Genomic DNA, 19,676 nt, shown 5'->3' with positions numbered 1-19,676 from the left:
GATGGCCATGAGCGAGTCTGGCAGCACCGCCCGGTTGGGCGAATTCCTCCGGGCTCGGCGCGCACTCGTGCGGCCGGAGTCACATGGCATCCCGACCGGCACTCGCCGGACGCCGGGGCTGCGCCGGGAGGAGGTGGCGATGCTGGCAGGCGTCAGCATCGACTACTACGTCCGGCTGGAACAGGGCCGCGAGCGACACCCGTCTGATCACGTCCTGAACGCGCTCGCCCGAACCTTGCGGCTGGCGGACGAGGCCACCGCGTACCTGCACGGCTTGGCGGCCGCCGGGGCGTCAGGACGGCGCCGGAGTGACGGCGCCGATACGGCCGCCGATGGGCTGATCAGCCTCATGAACGCGTGGCCCGACACACCCGCGTTGCTGTACGGCAGGCGCTTGGACCTGCTCGCCGCCAACGCGCTCGGCGCGGCCCTGTTCTCCTGGATCGGAGCGGAGACCAACCTGCTCCGCGCGATCTTCCTCAGGCCGGAGGCGCGGGTGTTCTATCGAGAGTGGGCGGTGATCGCCGAAGGATGTGTGGCGGCGCTACGCGCAGAGAACCCGGACCCCGGCGACCCGCGGCTGGTCGAGCTCGTGGAGACACTCGCACCGCGGAGTCCCGACTTTGCTCGGTTGTGGGCACGTCAGGAGGTCCGCGCGAAGCGGGCAACGGTGAAGCACCTCGAGCACGCGGAGGTCGGCCGGCTGTCGATGCGGTTCGAGAACCTCACCGTCGCCGACGCTCCGGGCCAGCACCTTGTCGTCTACCACGCCGAGCGGGGCAGCCCGGAGGATCGGGCGATCGACCGGCTCCGCGCCCGACCGTAGGAAGCGGTTGGGTGGGTGTGGCACGGCCACCCAGTCCGATGCGACGGTCGCTAGCGTCGGATCCGGAAATTCCGCCACGGATCCTGGAGGCGACATGTCTGTCTGGTTCATCACCGGCGCGGCGCGCGGCTTTGGTCGTGAGCTGGTCGCGTCGGCGCTGGCCGCCGGCGATCAGGTGATCGCGACGGCCCGCAATCCGCAACACGTCATGGACGCTTTTCCCGACGCCGGTGACGCCCTGCTGGCGGTGCGGCTGGACGTCACGGCCGCGGAGCAGGCCGCCGCGGCCGTCGCGGCTGGCCTGGACCGATTCGACCGCATAGACGTGCTGGTAAACAACGCAGGTTACGGGCTGTTCGGCGCGATCGAGGAGATCACCGACGTCGAGGCGCGCGAACTGTTCGACACCAACGTGTTCGGGCTGCTCAATGTGCTTCGCGCGGCCCTTCCAGCGCTTCGCGCCCAGGGTCGCAGCCGGATCGTCAACATTTCGTCCAGCGCAGGATTCGCGTCTAGCGCCGGACGCGGCCTGTACAGCGCGTCGAAGTTCGCCGTCGAGGCGATCAGCGAGGCGCTGCGCAGCGAACTCGCCCCGCTCGGCATTCGGGTGACCGTCGTCGAACCGGGCTCGTTCCGCACCGGGTTCCTCGCTGCAGGCAGCCGACGCCGGCCCGCGGCCAGGATTCCCGCGTACGGCGACACGGTCGGTGCGCTGCAGCAGGCGGTTGAGGCCGGCGATGGGAAACAGCCCGGCGACCCAACCCGGGCGGCCATCGCGATCAGGGACGTCGTGGCCACCGCCGAACCGCCGGTACGTCTGCAGCTGGGCAGCGATTGTGTCCGCCTCGTCGAGGACAAACTGACCTCGGTCGCCAAGGAACTCGACCAGTGGCGTGAGCTGGCCCTGTCCACCGATTACTGATTCGTGCGGCGCGGTGTATCGGCGGCGTATCGGAAAACGCGTACGCCGTCGCAACAGCCCGGCGTGTTCAGTGGGGACAACCGCGGCGCCGCACCCGTGCGCGCCGGGCCGTCGAGCGGGGAAGGACGAGATCATGGATGCGGATTCGGGGCGCGGCATCGGCCGGCGTCGGCTGATCAAGGGGGCCGGGCTGGCCACCGCGGGGGTGGTCGGGGCCGGCACGTCGCTGCTGACCGCCGGGACCGGCAACGCCGATCCGGCCAGAACGGACCGGATCCCGCCGGACACCCGGCCCGGCGGGGCGTACGACCGGTACGTGGCGGGGCTGGCCGCCGCCGGCACGTTCTCCGGCGTGGTGCTGCTGGCGCACCGCGGCCGGACGGTGCTGTCCCGCAGCTACGGCATGGCCGACCGGGAGCGGGGGATCCGCAACCACGAAAGCACCGCCTTCACCCTCAGCTCGGCGGGCAAGCCGTTCCACGCCATCGCCATCCTGCAACTGGCCCAGCAGGGCCGGCTCTGGCTGAACGACCCGGTGGGCCGCCACCTGACGGGCTTCGCCCCGGACGTCGCCGAGCGGGTGACCATTCACCACCTGCTCTCCGGCGCCTCCGGGCTGAACAGCCCGGACGAGGACGTGCGACGCGTCTTCACCAGCCGGGAGGAGGTGCGCGACTACTACGGGCGGTGGGCCCGGCAGGCGACGCTGGCGGGCACCCCGGGGATTCCCGACACCGACCACGTGGGCCCCATCGTCCCGATCCTCGCGATGATCGTGGAGGCCGTGAGCGGCCGGACCTACTGGGAGTACGTCGAGGAGAACATCTTCCGGCGCGCTGGGATGACCGGCTCGGGGTTCTACACCCGACCCCGGTGGCTCGCCGACCCGCGCATCGCGCACCCCTACATGACGCTGGCCGACGGCAGTCAGGTCGACGCCCTGCGCAACCTGGACAAGGGCAGCCCGTACCCGTACGTCCTGGACCGGAACCCGGGCCGCGCCTTCATCGACGCCCCCGGGGACGGCGGCTTCGCCACCGCCGCGGACCTGGTCCGGTTCGCCCGCGCGCTGGGCGACGGCACGCTGCTGGACCGGCACTGGGCCCAGGTGTTCACCGCGGCCAAGTTCCCGCACAGTCCCGGCTCGTTCTCCACGTACGGGCCGTCGGCGCAGATCATCGGCGGACAGTGGATGTTCGAGCGCGCCGGCGGCAATCCCGGGGTGGGCGCCAACTGGAGCATCTACCCGGACACCGGCTGGGTCGGCGTGATCCTCGGCAACAGCGACGGCGTGTCGCTGGTCGACGTGATCGGGCAGGAGATTCAGGCCGTCACGGGAGTCGCGCCCGACGACGGGTCGGGGGGCTGATGTCCGCGCCGCTTGCGCGTACCCGCAGGACCGTGCTCGTCGGCCTGGTGATCCTGGGCCTGGCGGGCGCGGCCTTCGTGGTACGGCGACCGCTGCTGATGGCCGCTCCGGCATGCCGGGCCGGCCGGTGGCACGGCTGCTACGACACGGAGAACGGCCTGCTGCTCATGATGCTGGTGTGGCTGCCGGTGGCCGCACTGGTGGTGGCCGCCCTGGCGCTGTGCCGCCGGGCCACCGGTGGCGCCGGCGCGTGGCGGCGGTCGCTGGCCGAGGTGGGCATGGTGTACGGGACGGCGCCGTTCCTGTGGATGACCCTGATGCCCGGACCCGGGGCCGGCGTGGTGCCGGGCCGGGTCAGCCTGGTCCCGCTGCGCGATCTGATGGCCATGGGGCCGCTCGGGATCGGCGGCAACCTGCTGATCTTCGCGGCGCTGGGGTTCTTCGCCCCGCTGCGGTTCGCGGCCCTGGCGTCCCTGCCGCGCGTCCTGGCCCTCGGGGCGGGCTGCTCCGTCCTGGTCGAGACGGCCCAGTACGTCTGCCGGCTGGACCGGGTGTCGTCGGTGGATGACGTGCTGGTCAACGCGGCCGGCGCCGCGCTGTTCGGGCTGGCGTCGCGCCGCTGGTGGCGTACCCCGGCACGGGCGCCGAGGCCGACGGACCGGGCCCGATCCGTGCCGGCGCCGGCGGCGGAGCCGGCCGGACCGGCGGCGGAGCCGGCCGGACCGGCGGCGACAGCGGCGCCCGCGGCGGGCCCGGCGGCGAGACCGGGCTCGGCGTCGGGGCCGGGGGCGGGACCGGCGCCGGCGGCGGCAGACTGAGTGCCATGCGTGTGCTGATCGTGGAGGACGAGCCGCACCTGGCCGAGGCCGTCCGGGACGGTCTGCGGCTGGCGGCGATCGCCGCCGACATCGCCGGCGACGGCGACGCTGCGCTGGAACTGCTCGACGTCAACTCCTACGACCTCGCCGTCCTGGACCGCGACATCCCGGGTCCGTCCGGTGACGAGGTGGCCCGGCGCATCGTCGCCGCCGGCAGCGGCATCCCGATCCTCATGCTCACCGCCGCCGACCGGATCGACGACAAGGCCTCCGGGTTCGAGCTGGGCGCCGACGACTACCTCACCAAGCCGTTCGAGCTGCGGGAACTCGTGCTGCGGCTGCGCGCGCTGGATCGCCGCCGCGGGCACGCCCGGCCGCCGGTCCGCGAGTTGGCCGGGCTGCGGCTCGACCCGTTCCGCCGGGAGGTCTTCCGGGACGGGCGCTACGTGGCGCTCACCCGCAAGCAGTTCGCGGTGCTGGAGGTCCTGGTGGCGGCCGAGGGCGGCGTGGTGAGCGCGGAGGACCTGCTGGAACGCGCCTGGGACGGCAACGCCGACCCGCTCACCAACGCCGTCCGGATCACCGTCTCGGCGCTGCGCAAGCGGCTCGGCGAACCGTGGCTGATCGCCACCGTGCCGGGGGTCGGCTACCGCATCGAGGCGCCGCCGGAGGCTGACGGCGAGACCGGCGGCGAGGCCGGCGCCGGGGCGGGCGGGCGTGGATAGGGCGCCGGGGTTGAGCGTTCGGGTCAGGCTCACCCTCAGCTACGCCGGCTTCCTCATGGTCGCCGGCATTCTGCTGCTCGCGACGGTGTGGGTGTTCCTGCTGCGGTACGTCCCCGACCGGGCGCTGCTGATCCCCGCGGCCGGCGACACGCCCCTGCCCACCCCCGGGGTCTTCCCGGTCCGGTCGGCCCTGCTCCAGGTCTTCGCCCCGCGGGCCGGCGCGGTGCTGGTGTTCCTGCTGGCGTTCGGACTCGGCGGCGGCTGGATCCTCGCCGGCCGGATGCTCGCGCCGCTGGCCAGGATCACCGACGCGGCCCGGTTGGCCGGGACCGGGTCGCTGGCGCACCGGATCCGGCTGCGGGGCCGCCGCGACGAGTTCCGGGAACTGGCCGACGCGTTCGACTCGATGCTCGACCGGCTCGAGTCGCACGTGGCCGAGCAGCGGCGGTTCGCCGCGAACGCCTCGCACGAGCTGCGTACCCCGCTGGCGATCTCGCGGGCGCTGCTCGACGTCGCTAGGCAGGATCCCGGGCTGGATCGGGCCGAGCTGGTCGAACGCCTGCATGACGCCAACACCCGGGCGATCGAGCTCACCGAGGCCCTGCTGCTGCTCAGCCGCGGCGAGCGCGGCGGCTTCACGCGGGAGATCGTCGACCTGTCGCTGCTGGCCGAGGAGGCCGCCGAGACGCTGCTCCCGGTCGCCGAACACCGCCGGATCACCCTGGAGGTCACCGGCGGACCGGCCCGGACCAGCGGCTCCGCCGAGCTGCTGCTGCGGATGGTGACCAACCTCGTGCAGAACGCGGTGGTGCACAACCTGCCCGCCGACGGCACGGTGACGATCCACACCGAGGCGCGCGGCGGCGCCGGCGTGCTGCGGGTGGCCAACACGGGCCGCCGGCTTCCGCCGGACCTGGTGCCGACCCTCACCGAGCCGTTCCGGCGCGGGACCGACCGGGTACGCGTCGACGGGCACGCCGGGGTCGGCCTCGGTCTGGCCATCGTGCAGAGCATCGTGCGGGCCCACGACGGAAGCCTGGAGCTGGCGCCCGGCGCCGCCGGAGGTCTGCTGGTGACGGTCCGGCTTCCCGGTGCGCCGTAGGCGGTGCGTCACAAGGACTCGCCGGACCGCGGCGGGCCAGGACGCCGGTCCGGCGAGGCGCGGTTCTGAAACTCGGACTCGGCACCGCGGTCAGGTCGCCAGCAGCCGGTCGAGGGCGGCCTGACCGGCCGGCCCCCAGGTCCGCTTGCCGCCGGGCGCCCCCTGCTCCCACTGCTGCCCGATCTTGATCAGGACCAGGGCGCGCAGCATGGCCCAGCCGCGGGCGCGGCGGACCATCGCGTCGTCCGCCCGGCCGTAGGCGTCGAGGAACCGTACGGCCGTATCGGCCGGCAGCAGCACCCAGGCCGCCGCCAGGTCCGCGGCCGGATCCCCCGCGCACAGCTCGCCGAAGTCGATCACCCCGGTGAGCATCCCGTCCGTGCCGAGGACGTTGGCCGGATGAAGGTCGCCGTGAATCCACGTCGGCGTCCGATCCCATTCCGGCGCCGAAACGGCGTCCGCCCACACCCGCCGCGCCGCGGCGGCGCGGCCGTCGGCGGCGAGCACGGACAGCCAGTGCTCGATGCCGTCCGCGTGTGTCTTCAGGGCGCCGCCGTGAGTTGGGTTGGTCGGGGCCTCGTCCGGCGCCGGGCCGTGCAGGGCCCGCAGGAACTCCGCGAAGACCTCCGCGGCGGCCGGCCGGCCGATCGGCTCCAGATCGGCCGGTACGCCGGCCACCCACCTGGTCACCGTCCAGGTCCGCGCGAACAGCGGGGACGGCTCGCCGACCCGTACCGGGGTGGGCACCGGCAGCGGCAGCCGCTTCGCCAGGGCGGGCAGCCAGCGCTGCTCGGCCCGCAGCCCGTCCCCGGAGTCCGCCTGTCGGGGCAGCCGCACCGCGAGCTCGTCGCCGAGGCGCCACATCACGTTGCCCCAGCCGCCGTCCACCGGGCGCAGCTCCAGCCCGGCGAGGTCGGGATGCTGATCGGCCAGCAGCGACCGCACCAGCTCCCGGTCGATCGTGACCTCGTCCATCGGCGGCCAATCTATCGAGGAACGGACGGGGCCGCCCCGGCGGTCACGCCGGCGGGGTGTACGTGTGGGCCGCCCCGGGCGCGCGGGCCAGTTGCCGGGACTGGGCGACGAGGCGGCCCGCCTCGTCCCAGATCTCGGCGTCCTCCTCCAGGAACCCGCCGGCGAGGTTGCGGGTGGTGTGGCTGACCCGCAGCCAGCCGGCCACCGGTCGCGCCCGCACGTGCACGGTCAGCTCGACCGTCGGGACCCAGCCGAAGATGCCCAGGTCGAAGGGGGTCGGCGGCAGGGCGTCGGCGGCGAAGACCAGCAGCAGCGGATCGGGCTCGCGGCGGTCGGGCAGCCGGAACCACCCGCGGATCGTGCCGACCCCCGACGGCTGCCCGACGGCCCAGCCCACGGTGGCCGGGTCCAGCCGCAGGTCCAGCCGCCGGATGACGGGGGCGCGGTCGAGGAACGTGGCCGGCGCCTGGTCCGCCGGCACGCATTCGTCCGGGCCGGGCATCGGCGGCGGGGTGGCGGTGGTCCGGACCTCGTCGGTCAGCGCGCCCAGGTCCCCGTAGCTGGCCAGCACCCGCAGCCGCTCCACCGCCGCGCCGTCCTCGCCCGGTTGGCTGAGCACCGCCGCGCCGGTGGACAGGCCGCGGCCGGCGCGCACCGTTTCGGTGCGTACGGTCGCGGGGCCGGGCCGGCAGGGGGACAGGAAGTAGGCGCTCAGCGCGAGCGGGTCGCGGTGGCCCGACCGGCCGAGCTCGGCGGACAGCGCCCGGGCCACCACCGCGGCGACCAGGCCGCCGTTGATGCCCGCGCCGACCGCCCACCCGCCGTCCAGGACGGCGTCGAAGACCGATTCCTCGGTACGCCGCGGCGCGACCGCGGTGGCGTCGTCGAAGCTCGTGCCCTGGGCGCCCGGGCGGGGCAGCACACCGGGTTCTCGCGTCATCTCGCTCCTTCCGAGGCGGCCGGCCGAGCGCCGGAGCGCCGGATGCCGCCGGATGCCGCCGGCGCTGGGACGAAGCGCCGGCCGGCGACGTGACATAGACACTGTCTACCGGACTTCGTAGACAGTGTCTATGTCACCGGACGACGGTCCAACCCGGAACCCCGCCCAGCGCGCCGGCTAGCCGCGGTAGGCGGACCTGTTCCGCCGCGCCTGACCGGATCCGCCGGCCCAGCCGGTAGGTTGATCGGTCATGGCCCCGGGTCTGCTGTTCGCGCTGCTCTCCGCGGTCTGCTACGGCGTCGCGTCGGTGCTGCAGGCCCGGGCGGCCGGCGCCGAGTCCGCGTCCACCGGCGTGGACGCCGGCCTGCTGTTCCGGCTGATGCGCCGGCCGTGGTTCCTCGGCGGTCTGCTGCTGGACGGCGGCGGCTTCGCGGCCCAGTTCGCCGCGCTGCGGATCGCGCCCGTGTTCCTGGTCCAGGCCGCCCTGGCGGCCAGCCTCGCGGTCACCGCGCTGGTCGCCGTACCACTGCTCGGGTTGCGGCTGCGCGGCCGGGAGTGGGCCGCGATCGCGGCCGTGACCGCCGGCCTGGCCGCGCTCGGTCTGTCGGCCGGCCCGGAGGGCGCGGTCGCCGCCGGCACCGCCTTCCGGTGGGTGCTGCTCGCCGCGGTGGCCGTGCTCGGCGCCCTCGGGATGGCCGCCGGCCGGTTGCCCGGATCGGCCGGCTCGGCGCTGCTCGGTCTCTGCGGCGGCCTGGGTTTCGGGGTGGTGGCCCTGGCCGCGCGGGTGCTCACCGACCTGTCCCCCGGCCATCTGGTCCGCGACCCGGCCGGGTACGCGCTGCTGGCCGGCGGGGTGTTGGCGTTCGTGTTCTACGCCAACGGACTGCACCGCGGCGCCGTCACCGTGGTGACGGCCGGCCTGGTGATCGGCGAGACGCTGATCCCATCCGCGGTCGGGGTCCTCGTGCTCGGCGACCACACCCGCGCCGGACTGGCCCCGCTGGCCGTCGCCGGCTTCGCGGTCGCCCTGCTCGGCGCGTTCGGGCTGACCCGGTTCGGCGAGCCGGCCACGGACTGACGTCGATCGGGACCGTACGGCACGACCGTTGTCGCGCGGGTCGCGCTGCCGTACGCTTCCTGGCGGCCCGCCCTCACGGTCTGCAGTGAGGAGCAGTCATGCCCTTGAACCGCCTGGTGACCCTGGCGGTCAGCGCGGGGGTCGCCATCGCGCTCGCCGCGCCAACCCTCCCCGCATCCGCATCCGCATCCGCATCCGACCATCGGCGCCCCGGCGGCAGCCTGGTGCTGGTCGGCGGCGCGCTGGCCGACGACAACGCGGCCGTCTACGACGACATCGTCCGGCTCGCCGGTGGTCGGGGGGCGGCCCGGATCGGGATCTTCACGGCCGGCGCCCCGGTCCCGGCCGAAGACCCGGACGCGGACAACCCGAACTGCAACAACAGCGTGTGCAACGGCGCGTTCTACACGAAGCTGTTCCGGTCGTACGGCGTGGCCGCCGCCGAGTGGATCCCGATCGACCTGGACCGCCCGTCGGCCGCCGACGACCCGGCCGTGGTCCGGCAGATCAACTCGATGACCGGCTTCTTCTTCGGCGGCGGCGACCAGTACCGGTACGTCCAGACCATGACCCGGGGACCGGCGCAGCGGGACTCGGCCGCGCTGGCCGCCGTCCGGCGCCGGCTGCGCGGCGGGGCGGTGGTGGCCGGCACCAGCGCCGGCGCCCAGATCATGGCCGGCCGGGACATGATCACCGGTGGCTCGACCGAGCCGGGGCTGCGGGACGGGGCGAAGCCGGGCTACTTCGACGACCCGGACGTGCTGGGCTACCTGCCCAGGGGCGGCTTCGGCTTCTTCACCGACGGCCTGCTCGACACCCACTTCTCCCGGCGGGGCCGGGAGGCGCGGTCCATCCGGCTGGCCGCGGACACCGGGCACGACCGGGTCTTCGGGCTGGACGAGAACACCGCGCTGGAGGTCACCGGCGTGGGCGCCGGGCACCGGCAGCTGCGGGTGCTCGGGCAGCGTGGGGTGAGCGTGCTCGACCTGCGCCGGGCGCGGGTCACCAGCACCGGCGGGGTGTGGGGTATCGAGGGCGTGCGGTGGAGCCGACTCACCGCGGGCGACAGTTACCGTCCGCAGCGCTGGCAGCCGGTGATCGCGGGTGGGAAGCGGCGGGTCGTTCCGGTCGCCGGCCCGTGCACGGTGCCGCCGTCGGACGACGTGTTCTACAACTACGCGCTGGTCACCCTCGCCGAGGGCCTGGTCGAGCAGGCGGGGTGCGCGGCCGTGACGGGCACGTCGTACGAGAAGGAGCCGCGGTTCGCCGCCGAGCTGACCCGGGGGCACGGGTTCGCCGGCTTCCGCTCGGGCGACTCGACCTCGTTCGTCGAGGCGGTGCTGGCCATCCGGCCGGCCTGAGAGGCAGACCGTTCCGCGCCCGGACCGGCCGCTCCGGCCCGGGCGCGGCGGTCCCGCCCGGGCGCGGTCCGGAGCGGCCGGGCCGGGTCGGGGTGCCCGACCGCCATCGATGTAACAGAAGTTACGTATTGAACGATGGCGATGTCGGATGTAACTTCTGTTTCAGCGATTCTCGCGGCTCGGAGACAGGAGGCGCACCATGCATCCGTTCCGGAAGACCGGCCGACCGTTCCTGGTGGCGGCCGTGGCGGCCCTCAGCACCATCGCCCCGATCGGGGTGACCGCGGCGCACGCCCAGGTCACCCGGGTCCGGCAGGGCAGCAGCACCGACGTCAGCCGGACCACCTGGTCCGGACCGGCGTACACGATGAACGGCTCGGGCGGGATCGTCGCCGCGACCATGACCAGGGCCATCGACGCGATCCGCGGCGGCGCCGGCAGCATCGACGTGGTGGTCCTCGCTGGTTCCGCCGCCGGCACTCCGGAGTGCGACGCGATCGTCGCGCTGGCCGGCGTGAACTCCTGCACCACGCTGACCCTGACCGCCGCCGCCGACGGCAACGACAGCCAGGTCAACGCCGACATCCGCAACGCCGAGTTCGTCTATTTCGCCGGCGGCGACCAGTGCCGGTACGTGGCGTGGAAGGGCACCGCGCTGGAGGCGTCCGTCGAGTCGGTGGTGGCCAAGGGCGGCGGCGTCGGCGGCGGCAGCGCCGGGCTGCACGTCAACAGCGACATCGTGTACGACGCCTGCACCGCCAGCGCCACCTCCGCGACCGCGCTGAGCAACCCGTACGACCGGTCACTGACCTTCACCACCGGGATGTTCCGCTGGCCGAACTACGCCAACACCATCAACGACTCCCACTTCGTCACCCGGGACCGGATGGGCCGCACCTTCGCCTTCGTCGCGCGGGCGCTCAAGGACGGCCTGGTCGCCGGCGGCAAGGCGTACGGCGTCGGGATCGAGGAGGGCGCCTCGCTGTACCTCGACCGGTCCGGGCTGGCCACCCTGAGCGGACCCAGCGCGTACGTCGTGCTCGGGGACCACCAGCCCGAGGTGGCGGCCCCGGGGCAGCCGCTGAGCTACTCGAACTTCAAGGTCTGGAAGCTCACCGACGGGCAGACCTACGACTTCGCCAACCGGCCCGGCTGCGGCTACTACCTGCGCAGCGTGACCGCCGGCGTCGTCAGCGCCGACCCCTACAGCGGCGCCCCGGCGACCGACTGCCCCGCCCCGCCGCCACCGACCGGCGGGTCGAGCCACGCCGAGGCCGAGCCCAACGACTCGCGCGGCACGGCCAACGACCTCTCCGCCGCGACGTACCCGCTCACCATCACCGGTGACCTGCGCAGCACGACCGACCGGGACTACTTCGCGCTCACCCTCGGCAGCGGGCAGACGCTGACCGCGAACTGCGCCGTGCCGGCCGCGTACGACGCCGACCTCTACCTGCTCAGCTCGACCGGCAGCACGCTCACCCGTTCGGTCAACGACGGCGCCGGCGCCGACGAGTCGGTCACGATCACCCGCACCGCGGCCGGATCGGCCACCTACTACCTGGACCTGGAGGCGTACGCGGGTAGCGGCGCCGACGACTACAGCTGCCTGGTCGCCAGGTCCTGACGTTCGCCGGGAAGCCGGGCGCGGCGCGCGGGATCGCGTTTCGCGCCCGGCCAGCGGGTGTGCCGACGGGCCTGCCTCTACGCTCGGCACGTGTCGACATCCGAGGTGGAGGAACCGCACGCGGTGGGCGTCGCCGCGCTGATCCGGCGGCGGCTCGGCGAGTGCAGCCCGGCCGAGCGGCGGGTGGCCCGGGCACTGCTCGCCGCGTACCCGGCCGCCGGGCTGGCCACGGTCGCCGCGCTCGCGGAGCGGGCCGAGGTGAGCGGGCCCACCGTGTTGCGGTTCCTGGCCCGGCTGGGCTTCGGCGGTTATCCGGAGTTCCAGCAGGCCCTGCGGGACGAGTTGGCGGAGCGGGAGACCTCGCCCCTGTCGGCGTACCGGGCGGCCGAGCGCACCGGGTCGGCGCTGGCCGGCGCCCTCCCCCGGGCCGCGGCGACGCTGCCGGAGGCGGTCGCCGGGACCCTGGCCGAACTGCCGCAGGGCGAGCTGGACGCGGCCGTACGGCTCCTGGCCGATCAGCAGCTGCGGGTCACCGCGGCCGGCGGCCGGTTCTCCGACCTGCTCGCGCACTATCTGGTGCTGCACCTGATGCAGGTCCGCGGCGGCAGCCGGCTGCTGCCGCCCACCCCGGTGGAGCGCACCGACATGCTGGTCGACGTCGGCCGGCGCGACCTGTTCGCGCTGTTCGACTTCCGCCGGTACGAGGAGCCGACCCTGGCCCTGGCCCGGGAGGTGACCTCCCGCGGGGCCCGGGTGGTGCTGTTCACCGACCGCTGGCTCTCCCCGGTCGCGGGGCTGGCCGAGGTGGTGCTGCCCAGCCGGGTCGAGTCGCCCTCGGCGTACGACAGCTTCGTGCCGGCGCTGGCCCTGGTGGAGACGGTGGTGGCCGCGCTGATCGACCGCCTCGGACCCGCCGCCGGCGCTCGGCTGAAGGCCATGGAGGCGGCTCAGCAGACCTTCGGGGGCACCTGAGTTCACGTTACAGAAATTTGTAATACCGCTGGAATAGTAACGTGCGTTACAGTCCGGGGGCTGGTTCGTTCTGGCCACCGGAAGGACACCCCCATGCGCATCTCCCACCTCGCCCTGGTCGGCGCGGCCACCGCCCTGCTCGCCGCGAGCGCCGCCTGCGGCGGCAGCACCGCGGCAGGCGGCGCCGGCAACGAGGCTCCGCAGGTCACGGTCACCGTCGACGGGGCCGGGGCGGTCAACACCGACGCCGCGCTGGCCGGCAAGGTCCCGGCCGACGTGCGCGGCCGCGGCACGCTGACCGTCGCCACCAACGCCCCCTACCAGCCGTTCATCGACTTCAAGACCGAGGGCCACAACGACGAGTTCAAGGGCCTGGACTACGACCTGTTCCAGGCCGCCTCCGCCCGGCTCGGGCTCAAGGCCCGCTTCACCCAGCAGCCCTTCGACGGCCTCGTACCGGGTCTGCAGGCCGGCAAGTACGAGGCCATCGCCGGCGGCATCACCGACAAGAAGGAACGCCAGCAGGTCGCCACCTTCGTCGACTACTCCGCCTCCGGCACCGGATTCCTGGTCCGCACCGGCAATCCGCTGGGCGTCAAGACCGTCGCCGACCTCTGCGGGCACAAGGTGGCCGTCCAGAAGGCCAGCAACCAGGCCAAGAACCTGGCCGCCTACTCCACGGACCACTGCGCCGGCCGGGCCATCGAGGTCAAGGAGTACCCGGAGAACCCGCAGGCGGTGCAGGCCATGCTCGCCGGCAACGTCGAGGTCGTGGCCGCCACCCGGGTGAACCTGGTCGACACCGCCGGCTCGCTCGCCGGCAAGGCCCAGCTGGTGGACGACCCCGCCGCCCCGAACGGCTGGCTCGCCAGCCCCAACGGCTTCGGCTTCCTCAAGGCCAACACGGAGCTGGCGCAGGCGTACCAGAAGGCCGTGCAGTCCCTGATCGACGACGGGACCTACGGCAAGATCCTCGCGCACTGGAAGCAGAACCCCATCGCGGTCAAGCAGGCCACGATCGACCAGGCCATCGACTGAGCCGCGGAACACCACTCCCCTAGACCGCGGTCGCCGGGCGCCCTGTCGATTCCGTGAGGGCGGGTCCGCACGACGCCCGGCGACCGCCGCAGGAGGTCCCATCATGACGAGCGACACCGAGACCGTACGGGTGGTTCCGGTCCGCCACTACGGACGCTGGCTGACCGCGCTGATCGTGCTCGGCCTGGCGGTCCTCTTCCTCCGGGCGCTGTTCGCCAGCCCCAACCTCGAGCCGCACACCGTCGGCGGCTACCTGTTCAAGGACTACGTGCTGCGCGGCGTGGTCACCACCCTGTGGCTCACGCTGCTGGCGATGGTGCTCGGCACCGTCGGCGGCATCCTGCTGGCCGTGATGCGGCTGTCGGAGAATCCGGTGCTGCGCGGCGTGTCCTGGGCGTTCGTCTGGGTGTTCCGCGGCACGCCGCTGCTGGTGCAGATCATCTTCTTCGGCTTCCTCGGCGCGCTCTTCCCGCGGATCTCGCTGACCGTGCCGTTCACCGGCACCGTACTGTTCGACCGGCCGACCAGCGTGGTGGTGACCGGCACCGTGGCGGCCGTGCTGGCGCTGTCGCTGAACGAGATGGCGTACGCGGCCGAGGTGATCCGGGGCGGCATCCTCGCCGTCGACCCCGGGCAGACCGAGGCCGCCGCCGCCGTCGGGATGGGTCCCGCGCTCACCCTGCGCCGGGTGGTGCTGCCGCAGGCGATGCGCGTGATCATCCCGCCGATGGGCAACGAGACCATCACCATGCTCAAGTCGACGGCCCTGGTGTCGGTGATCGCCGGGCGCGACCTGATGACCGCCGTGCAGACGGTCTACCAGAACAACTACAAGGTGATCCCGCTGCTGCTGGTCGCCGCGATCTGGTATCTCGCCCTGGTCAGCGTGCTGTCGGCCGGCCAGTGGCTGATCGAGCGGCGGTTCGGCCGCGGCTTCTCCCGGGGAGGCGTCCGATGATCCTGACCGACGACACGACGGCGACGGAGACCCGGCCGATGGTGCGGGCCGCCGACGTGCGCAAGCGGTTCGGCCCGGTCGAGGTGCTCAAGGGCATCGACCTGACCGTGGCGCCCGGCGAGGTGAGCTGCCTGCTCGGCCCCTCCGGCTCCGGCAAGTCCACCTTCCTGCGCTGCATCAACCACCTGGAACGGATCGACGGCGGCCAGCTCTGGGTGGACGGCGACCTGGTCGGCTACCGCCGGCAGGCCCGGCGGCTGCACGAGCTCAGGGCCGCCGAGGTGGCCCGCCGGCGCCGGGACATCGGCATGGTGTTCCAGCGGTTCAACCTCTTCCCGCACCTCACCGCGCTCGGCAACATCATCGAGGCCCCGGTGCGGGTGCTCGGCACCTCCCGCGAGCAGGCCCGGGCCGAGGCCGCGCGCCTGCTGGAGCGGGTCGGGCTGGCCGACAAGGCCCGCAGCTATCCGGGTCAGCTCTCCGGTGGGCAGCAGCAGCGGGTGGCGATCGCCCGGGCGCTGGCCATGCGGCCCAAGCTGATGCTCTTCGACGAGCCCACCTCGGCGCTGGACCCGGAGCTGGTCGGGGACGTGCTGGCGGTGATGAAGGGGCTGGCCGCGGACGGCATGACGATGGTGGTGGTGACGCACGAGATGGGCTTCGCCCGCGAGGTCGCCGACAGCGTCGCGTTCCTCGACGACGGCGTGGTGGTGGAGTCCGGACCCCCGGCCGAGGTGCTCGGCGCGCCGCGGCACGAGCGCACCCGCGCCTTCCTGGACAAGGTGCTCTGATGGATCCGCTGCTCACGGCGGCCGGGGACCGCCTCTCGGCCTACCACGACCGGCTCGCCCGGCTGGTGGCGGTCGATTCCGGCTCGGGCCAGCTGGACGGGCTGCGCCGGGCCGCCGACCTGGTGCACGAATGGTGCGGCGCGGCCGGGTTGGCGGTCGAGCGGGAGCCGGTGCGCGGCCCGGCTGGCGTACCGCTCGGCGACGTGCTGATCGCCCGTCGCCGGGGGCGGGGGCGGGGCCGCATTCTGCTGGCGGGCCACCTCGACACGGTGTTCCCGGCCGGCACGGCGGCCACCCGCCCGTTTCAGGTCGCGGACGGGCGCGCCTACGGCCCGGGCGTCAGCGACGACAAGGGCGGCCTGCTCGCCGGGCTCGCGGCCGTCGAGACGCTGGCGGCGCTGGGCCGGGAGGAGTACGGCGAGCTGGTGCTGGTCTGCACCCCGGACGAGGAGATCGGTTCGCCGGGCAGCCGCCCGGTGCTGCGTACCCTCGCAGGGGCCACCGACGTGGCCCTCTGCCTGGAGTGTGCCCGCGACAACGGTGACCTGGTGTCGGCCCGCAAGGGCGTCGCCGACCTGGAGATCCTGCTGCGGGGCCGCGCCGCGCACGCCGGCATCGAGCCGGAGCGGGGCGCCAACGCGCTGCTGGCGGCGGCCCGGCTGACCGTCGCGCTGGACGCGCTGAACGGCCGGTGGCCCGGGGTCACGGTCAACGTCGGGGTGCTGGAATCCGGCGCCCGACCCAACGTGGTGGCCGACCGCGCCCGGATGCTGGTCGATCTGCGGGCCTGGCGGCCCGCCGAGTACGACGCGGCGCTCGCCGCGATCCGCCGGCTGGTCGCGGCGCCGGCCGTCTCCGGGGTACGCGCCGAGCTGACCGTGCACTCCCCCACCCCGCCGTGGGAGCCCGGCCCGGAGCAGCGCTGGCTGGCCGAGCTGGCCACCAAGGTCGGCGCGGAGCTCGGCCTCACCGTCTCGCACACCGCCACCGGCGGCTGCGCGGACGCGAACCTGCTGGCGCAGGCCGGCGCGACGGTGCTCGACGGGCTCGGCCCGATCGGCGGCGACGACCATAGCCCGGGCGAGTGGCTCGATCTGGACTCGGTCGTGCCCCGGGTCGCGCTGCTGGCGGGTCTGATCGACGAGATCGCCCGGCGCTGAGGAGAAAAAATCCGCGCCGCGGTGTCGGATCGGGGCGATGGTGTTCGTGGCAGGGATGAGGCCGGCCACGAGACACCCGTGGTGGGACCGACCCGATGGTCCGGCCGCCATGCCGGCTTGACACCGAGGAGATGATCTTCCTATGCGGTATCTGGTTTCCGTGATCGACGACAAGGCCAATCCCGGCAGCACCGACCGGCAGCCGGTCATCAGCGCGTTCAACGAACGGCTGATCGCCGAGGGCCACTGGGTATTCGCCGGTGGGCTCGCGGACACCGACACGGCCACGGTCGTGGACAACCGGGGTGAGCAGGCGGTGCTCACCGATGGGCCGTTCGTGGAGTCCAAGGAATACCTCGCCGGCCTCTGGATCTGGGAGGCGCCCGACCTGGACGTGGCGCTCCGGCTCGCCACCGAGGCGTCGAAGGTCTGTGACCGGAAGATCGAGGTACGGCCGTTCCACTGATCGACGTCGAGCAGGAGATCATCCGGGCCCACCGGGCGGAGTGGGCCCGGGTGGTGGCCGCGCTGACCAGGCGGTTCGGCGACCTCGACATCGCCGAGGAGGCGGCCGCCGAGGCGTTCGCCACCGCGGTGCAGCGGTGGCGGGCCGACGGCGTGCCGCCGAACCCCGGCGCCTGGCTCACCACCACCGCCAGCCGCAAGGCCATCGACCGGATCCGGCGGGAGAACAAGCGGGACGACCGGCACCGGGAGGCGCAGATGTTGCACGACAGCAGCCCGCCGGCGCCGGCCGGCGCCGTGGACGACGACCGGCTCCGGCTGATCTTCACCTGCTGCCACCCGGCGCTCGCGCCGCAGACCCGGGTGGCGCTGACGCTGCGCATGGTCGGCGGCCTGACCGTGCCCGAGATCGCCCGCGCCTTCCTGGTGGCCGAGGGCGCCATGGAGCAGCGGATCACCCGCGCAAAGGCCAAGATCAGGGCGGCTCGCATCCCCTACCGGGTGCCGTCGGCCGAGGACCTTCCGGTACGCCTCCCCGGCGTGCTCGCCGTGCTCTACCTGGTGTTCAACGAGGGCTACCTGGCCACCGGGCCCGGCACCGATCCGGTGCGCCACGAGCTGACCGCCGAGGCGATCCGGCTCACCCGCCTGGTCCGTGCGCTGCTGCCGGCGGACGGCGAGGTGGCCGGGCTGCTGGCGCTGATGCTGCTCATCGAGGCCCGCCGGGCCGCCCGGGTGTCGGCCGGCGGCGAACTGGTGGCCCTCGACGAGCAGGACCGGGGGGCCTGGGACACGGGGCTGATCGCCGAGGGCCACCGGCTGGTACGCGAGCGGCTGGCCGCCGGGGTGGCCCCGGGCCGATACCAGATCCTCGCGGCCATCAACGCCGTGCACACCTCCGCCCCCGACATCCGGTACACCGACTGGTCGCAGATCCTCGCCCTCTACGACCAGTTCATCCGCCTCGACCCCTCCCCGATCGTCGCCCTCAACCGGGCCATCGCGGTGGCCGAGCTGGACGGACCGCAGGTGGCGCTCGCAACCGTCGACCGGCTCGAGCCCCGGCTGGCCGGCTACCACGCCTACCACGCCACCCGGGCCGACCTGTTGCGCCGGCTCGGTCGGGGCCATGAGGCCCGCGCGGCCTACGACCGGGCGATCGAGCTGGCCGGCAACACGGCCGAGACCGCCTACCTGATCCGCCGCCGCGACCAGCTGCGCTGAATACCGGGTCACTGCGCCCGCAGCCGCGCTGGTCGAACAGGACGACCCGGTACGCGGGCGGGTCGTAGGCACGACGGTGGTCCGGCACGAAGCCGCCCCAGGTCCGCCGCGCACCACCAGCACCGGTGTGCCGTCGGGGTTGCCGCACTCCTCCCACCACACCCTGCTGGCCGGCGCCGATGTCCAGCAGCCCGCTGCGGTCCCCCATAGGGTTGCCGGCGTGGCCGGGCTGGAGTTCTTCGTCGATGTGGTGGTGACCGGCGCGGTGCTCGGCGTCGGCTTGGCCGACTCACCGGAGCAGGTCACCCGGGTCCTCGGGGAGGACTTCGTGGACGACGCCGCCGGTACGCGGCTGCGGCGCGACTATGGGCTGGTCGAGTTCTTCTGGTCCCGTCCAAAAGGGACGCCGGAGTGGCGGGCCGCCGGGTTCACCGTGGCGGCGCACCGCCTGCCATGGGTGGGCATCGCCGGTCCCCTGCTCGACCGGTACGGCCAGTTCGGTGACCGGTTGCCGTTCGACCGGTTGCGGGAGCGGCTGTCCCGGTACGGCTACCGGCTGCGGGACATCACCACGGCGGCCGACGGTGGCGACCACCGCCGGTTCTGGTTGGCCGACTCGCAGACGGCGGTAACCGTCGCGACCTCGGGCTGGGAGGGTCGCCTGGCCGCCGGCGACGTGTGGTCGATCGAGGCGCCCTGGCCGCCGGAGCAGGTGGCGGCCGGCCAGTTGAGCGGGCGACGGCGGGCGGTCACGGACGGGCTGGCCCACCTGGTGCGGCTCGGCGATGCTGACCGGGTCGCCTGGCTGGACCGGCGACGCCCCGACACCCGTGACCCGAACTGGTGGCTGTTCCTGCTGCTGGTCGTCGACGGCAGGCTCGGCGACCGTCCCGGCGAGCGGCCGGAGTGGGTGACGCTGAAGCTGTGGCTGCTGCGCCAGGCGTACGCCCGCGGGGCCTTCACCCGCTCGGAGAGTGCGCTGCGGATCGCCTACCTCGTGGCCGGCATCCGGACCACGGCGCCGTACCTGGTCGGGCTGTTGCCCTCGGCCGACGAGGTGGTGGCGGACTGCCTGGCCGCCATCCCAGTCGGCCCCGACCGGGTGGCGCTGCTGGACGACCAGCGTGACCTGCGCCGGCTCGGCCGAGAGCAGCTCCTGCAGTCCCGGCAGGCCAGGAACCTCGTCACCGGCGCCGAATCGCACCTGGACCACGTGCACGATCAGGAGCTGGCCGAGCGGTTGCGGCGGTGGCTCGCCGTCAAGCCCCGGCTGGTTTGACCACCGGGGGTGCCAACCCGTTGCGGACGACGGAATCCGGCGCCGG

Annotated in this window: 19 protein-coding genes and 1 pseudogene; 17 read left to right on the top strand and 3 right to left on the bottom strand. The window is 73.8% G+C overall.

The features are described from left to right. The first annotated feature begins 1 nt into the window (after position 1). From ACFFHU_RS26355 to ACFFHU_RS26330, 6 genes are all read left to right on the top strand, one after another. A complete protein-coding gene (locus ACFFHU_RS26355) occupies positions 2-826 on the top strand; it encodes a helix-turn-helix transcriptional regulator (RefSeq protein WP_377342965.1) in 825 nt (274 codons plus the stop codon). A 94-nt stretch (positions 827-920) separates the two neighbouring features. Next, complete coding sequence (locus ACFFHU_RS26350) at positions 921-1,748, top strand: oxidoreductase (RefSeq protein ID WP_377342963.1); 828 nt, start codon at positions 921-923, stop codon at positions 1,746-1,748. A gap of 133 nt (positions 1,749-1,881) precedes the next feature. Continuing rightward, positions 1,882-3,117 carry a serine hydrolase domain-containing protein gene (locus ACFFHU_RS26345; RefSeq protein ID WP_377342961.1) on the top strand — a complete coding sequence of 412 codons (1,236 nt, stop codon included), beginning with the start codon at positions 1,882-1,884 and terminating at the stop codon, positions 3,115-3,117. Next, positions 3,117-3,935, top strand: coding sequence for a VanZ family protein (locus tag ACFFHU_RS26340; RefSeq protein ID WP_377342960.1), 819 nt, complete (start codon positions 3,117-3,119; stop codon positions 3,933-3,935). Before ACFFHU_RS26345 ends, ACFFHU_RS26340 begins: the two co-directional genes overlap by 1 nt. Before the next feature lie 5 nt (positions 3,936-3,940). After that, entirely contained in the window at positions 3,941-4,660 is a 720-nt protein-coding gene (locus ACFFHU_RS26335; protein ID WP_377342959.1) for a response regulator transcription factor, read from the top strand. Positions 4,661-4,670: 10 nt separating this feature from the next. Continuing rightward, complete coding sequence (locus ACFFHU_RS26330) at positions 4,671-5,762, top strand: sensor histidine kinase (RefSeq protein WP_377342957.1); 1,092 nt, start codon at positions 4,671-4,673, stop codon at positions 5,760-5,762. Between the two features lie 90 nt (positions 5,763-5,852). Here ACFFHU_RS26330 and ACFFHU_RS26325 read toward each other — a convergent pair whose 3' ends face one another. Further along, on the bottom strand, positions 5,853-6,737 hold the full coding sequence (locus ACFFHU_RS26325; protein ID WP_377342955.1) for an aminoglycoside phosphotransferase family protein: 885 nt from the start codon (positions 6,735-6,737) through the stop codon (positions 5,853-5,855). A 43-nt stretch (positions 6,738-6,780) separates the two neighbouring features. Next, positions 6,781-7,677, bottom strand: a complete 897-nt coding sequence (locus ACFFHU_RS26320; protein WP_377342954.1) for a thioesterase family protein — start codon at positions 7,675-7,677, stop codon at positions 6,781-6,783. A gap of 250 nt (positions 7,678-7,927) precedes the next feature. Here ACFFHU_RS26320 and ACFFHU_RS26315 point away from each other — a divergent pair, with 250 nt between their 5' ends. The 10 genes from ACFFHU_RS26315 to ACFFHU_RS26270 all read left to right on the top strand — a co-directional run bounded on the left by ACFFHU_RS26315 (position 7,928) and on the right by ACFFHU_RS26270 (position 18,351). Next, on the top strand, positions 7,928-8,755 hold the full coding sequence (locus tag ACFFHU_RS26315; RefSeq protein ID WP_377342952.1) for a DMT family protein: 828 nt from the start codon (positions 7,928-7,930) through the stop codon (positions 8,753-8,755). A gap of 98 nt (positions 8,756-8,853) precedes the next feature. After that, entirely contained in the window at positions 8,854-10,116 is a 1,263-nt protein-coding gene (locus ACFFHU_RS26310; RefSeq protein ID WP_377342951.1) for a cyanophycinase, read from the top strand. A gap of 199 nt (positions 10,117-10,315) precedes the next feature. Further along, on the top strand, positions 10,316-11,743 hold the full coding sequence (locus ACFFHU_RS26305) for a hypothetical protein (RefSeq protein WP_377342950.1): 1,428 nt from the start codon (positions 10,316-10,318) through the stop codon (positions 11,741-11,743). A gap of 90 nt (positions 11,744-11,833) precedes the next feature. Then, positions 11,834-12,715: a MurR/RpiR family transcriptional regulator gene (locus ACFFHU_RS26300; protein ID WP_377342948.1), complete on the top strand. Its 882-nt coding sequence runs from the start codon at positions 11,834-11,836 to the stop codon at positions 12,713-12,715. Positions 12,716-12,808: 93 nt separating this feature from the next. Then, positions 12,809-13,753, top strand: a complete 945-nt coding sequence (locus tag ACFFHU_RS26295) for a transporter substrate-binding domain-containing protein (RefSeq protein WP_377342947.1) — start codon at positions 12,809-12,811, stop codon at positions 13,751-13,753. Positions 13,754-13,856: 103 nt separating this feature from the next. Continuing rightward, on the top strand, positions 13,857-14,711 hold the full coding sequence (locus ACFFHU_RS26290) for an amino acid ABC transporter permease (RefSeq protein ID WP_377342946.1): 855 nt from the start codon (positions 13,857-13,859) through the stop codon (positions 14,709-14,711). Next, the gene (locus ACFFHU_RS26285) at positions 14,708-15,502 is read left to right on the top strand and encodes an amino acid ABC transporter ATP-binding protein (protein WP_377342945.1); all 795 of its coding nucleotides are present in this window, start codon (positions 14,708-14,710) and stop codon (positions 15,500-15,502) included. The genes ACFFHU_RS26290 and ACFFHU_RS26285 overlap by 4 nt, the downstream gene beginning before the upstream one ends. Further along, a complete protein-coding gene (locus ACFFHU_RS26280) occupies positions 15,502-16,662 on the top strand; it encodes a M20 family metallopeptidase (RefSeq protein ID WP_377342944.1) in 1,161 nt (386 codons plus the stop codon). The genes ACFFHU_RS26285 and ACFFHU_RS26280 overlap by 1 nt, the downstream gene beginning before the upstream one ends. A 142-nt stretch (positions 16,663-16,804) precedes the next feature. Further along, a complete protein-coding gene (locus tag ACFFHU_RS26275) occupies positions 16,805-17,128 on the top strand; it encodes a YciI family protein (RefSeq protein ID WP_377342943.1) in 324 nt (107 codons plus the stop codon). After that, entirely contained in the window at positions 17,125-18,351 is a 1,227-nt protein-coding gene (locus ACFFHU_RS26270) for an RNA polymerase sigma factor (protein WP_377343493.1), read from the top strand. The genes ACFFHU_RS26275 and ACFFHU_RS26270 overlap by 4 nt, the downstream gene beginning before the upstream one ends. Positions 18,352-18,355: 4 nt before the next feature. Here the strand turns inward: ACFFHU_RS26270 and ACFFHU_RS26265 are convergent. Further along, a pseudogene (locus tag ACFFHU_RS26265) lies at positions 18,356-18,559 on the bottom strand (prolyl aminopeptidase); the annotation flags it as partial. A gap of 12 nt (positions 18,560-18,571) precedes the next feature. Between ACFFHU_RS26265 and ACFFHU_RS26260 the strand changes: the two are divergent. After that, a complete protein-coding gene (locus ACFFHU_RS26260; protein ID WP_377342942.1) occupies positions 18,572-19,630 on the top strand; it encodes a hypothetical protein in 1,059 nt (352 codons plus the stop codon). The last annotated feature ends 46 nt before the right edge of the window (positions 19,631-19,676 follow it).

The sequence above is a fragment of the Plantactinospora siamensis genome, from assembly GCF_042434095.1.
Classification (GTDB): Bacteria; Actinomycetota; Actinomycetes; order Mycobacteriales; family Micromonosporaceae; genus KBS50.
The sequence above is the reverse complement of the archived record's forward strand: the minus strand, read 5'-3'. Positions and strand labels throughout refer to the sequence as shown.

Bases quoted from the DNA above. Each gene is read 5' to 3' on its own strand.
- ACFFHU_RS26355 (WP_377342965.1), top strand. From the start codon at position 2: ATGGCCATGAGCGAGTCTGGCAGCACCGCCCGGTTGGGCGAATTCCTC.
- ACFFHU_RS26350 (WP_377342963.1), top strand. From the start codon at position 921: ATGTCTGTCTGGTTCATCACCGGCGCGGCGCGCGGCTTTGGTCGTGAG.
- ACFFHU_RS26345 (WP_377342961.1), top strand. From the start codon at position 1,882: ATGGATGCGGATTCGGGGCGCGGCATCGGCCGGCGTCGGCTGATCAAG.
- ACFFHU_RS26340 (WP_377342960.1), top strand. From the start codon at position 3,117: ATGTCCGCGCCGCTTGCGCGTACCCGCAGGACCGTGCTCGTCGGCCTG.
- ACFFHU_RS26335 (WP_377342959.1), top strand. From the start codon at position 3,941: ATGCGTGTGCTGATCGTGGAGGACGAGCCGCACCTGGCCGAGGCCGTC.
- ACFFHU_RS26325 (WP_377342955.1), bottom strand. From the start codon at position 6,737: ATGGACGAGGTCACGATCGACCGGGAGCTGGTGCGGTCGCTGCTGGCC.
- ACFFHU_RS26320 (WP_377342954.1), bottom strand. From the start codon at position 7,677: ATGACGCGAGAACCCGGTGTGCTGCCCCGCCCGGGCGCCCAGGGCACG.
- ACFFHU_RS26315 (WP_377342952.1), top strand. From the start codon at position 7,928: ATGGCCCCGGGTCTGCTGTTCGCGCTGCTCTCCGCGGTCTGCTACGGC.
- ACFFHU_RS26310 (WP_377342951.1), top strand. From the start codon at position 8,854: ATGCCCTTGAACCGCCTGGTGACCCTGGCGGTCAGCGCGGGGGTCGCC.
- ACFFHU_RS26305 (WP_377342950.1), top strand. From the start codon at position 10,316: ATGCATCCGTTCCGGAAGACCGGCCGACCGTTCCTGGTGGCGGCCGTG.
- ACFFHU_RS26295 (WP_377342947.1), top strand. From the start codon at position 12,809: ATGCGCATCTCCCACCTCGCCCTGGTCGGCGCGGCCACCGCCCTGCTC.
- ACFFHU_RS26290 (WP_377342946.1), top strand. From the start codon at position 13,857: ATGACGAGCGACACCGAGACCGTACGGGTGGTTCCGGTCCGCCACTAC.
- ACFFHU_RS26285 (WP_377342945.1), top strand. From the start codon at position 14,708: ATGATCCTGACCGACGACACGACGGCGACGGAGACCCGGCCGATGGTG.
- ACFFHU_RS26280 (WP_377342944.1), top strand. From the start codon at position 15,502: ATGGATCCGCTGCTCACGGCGGCCGGGGACCGCCTCTCGGCCTACCAC.
- ACFFHU_RS26275 (WP_377342943.1), top strand. From the start codon at position 16,805: ATGCGGTATCTGGTTTCCGTGATCGACGACAAGGCCAATCCCGGCAGC.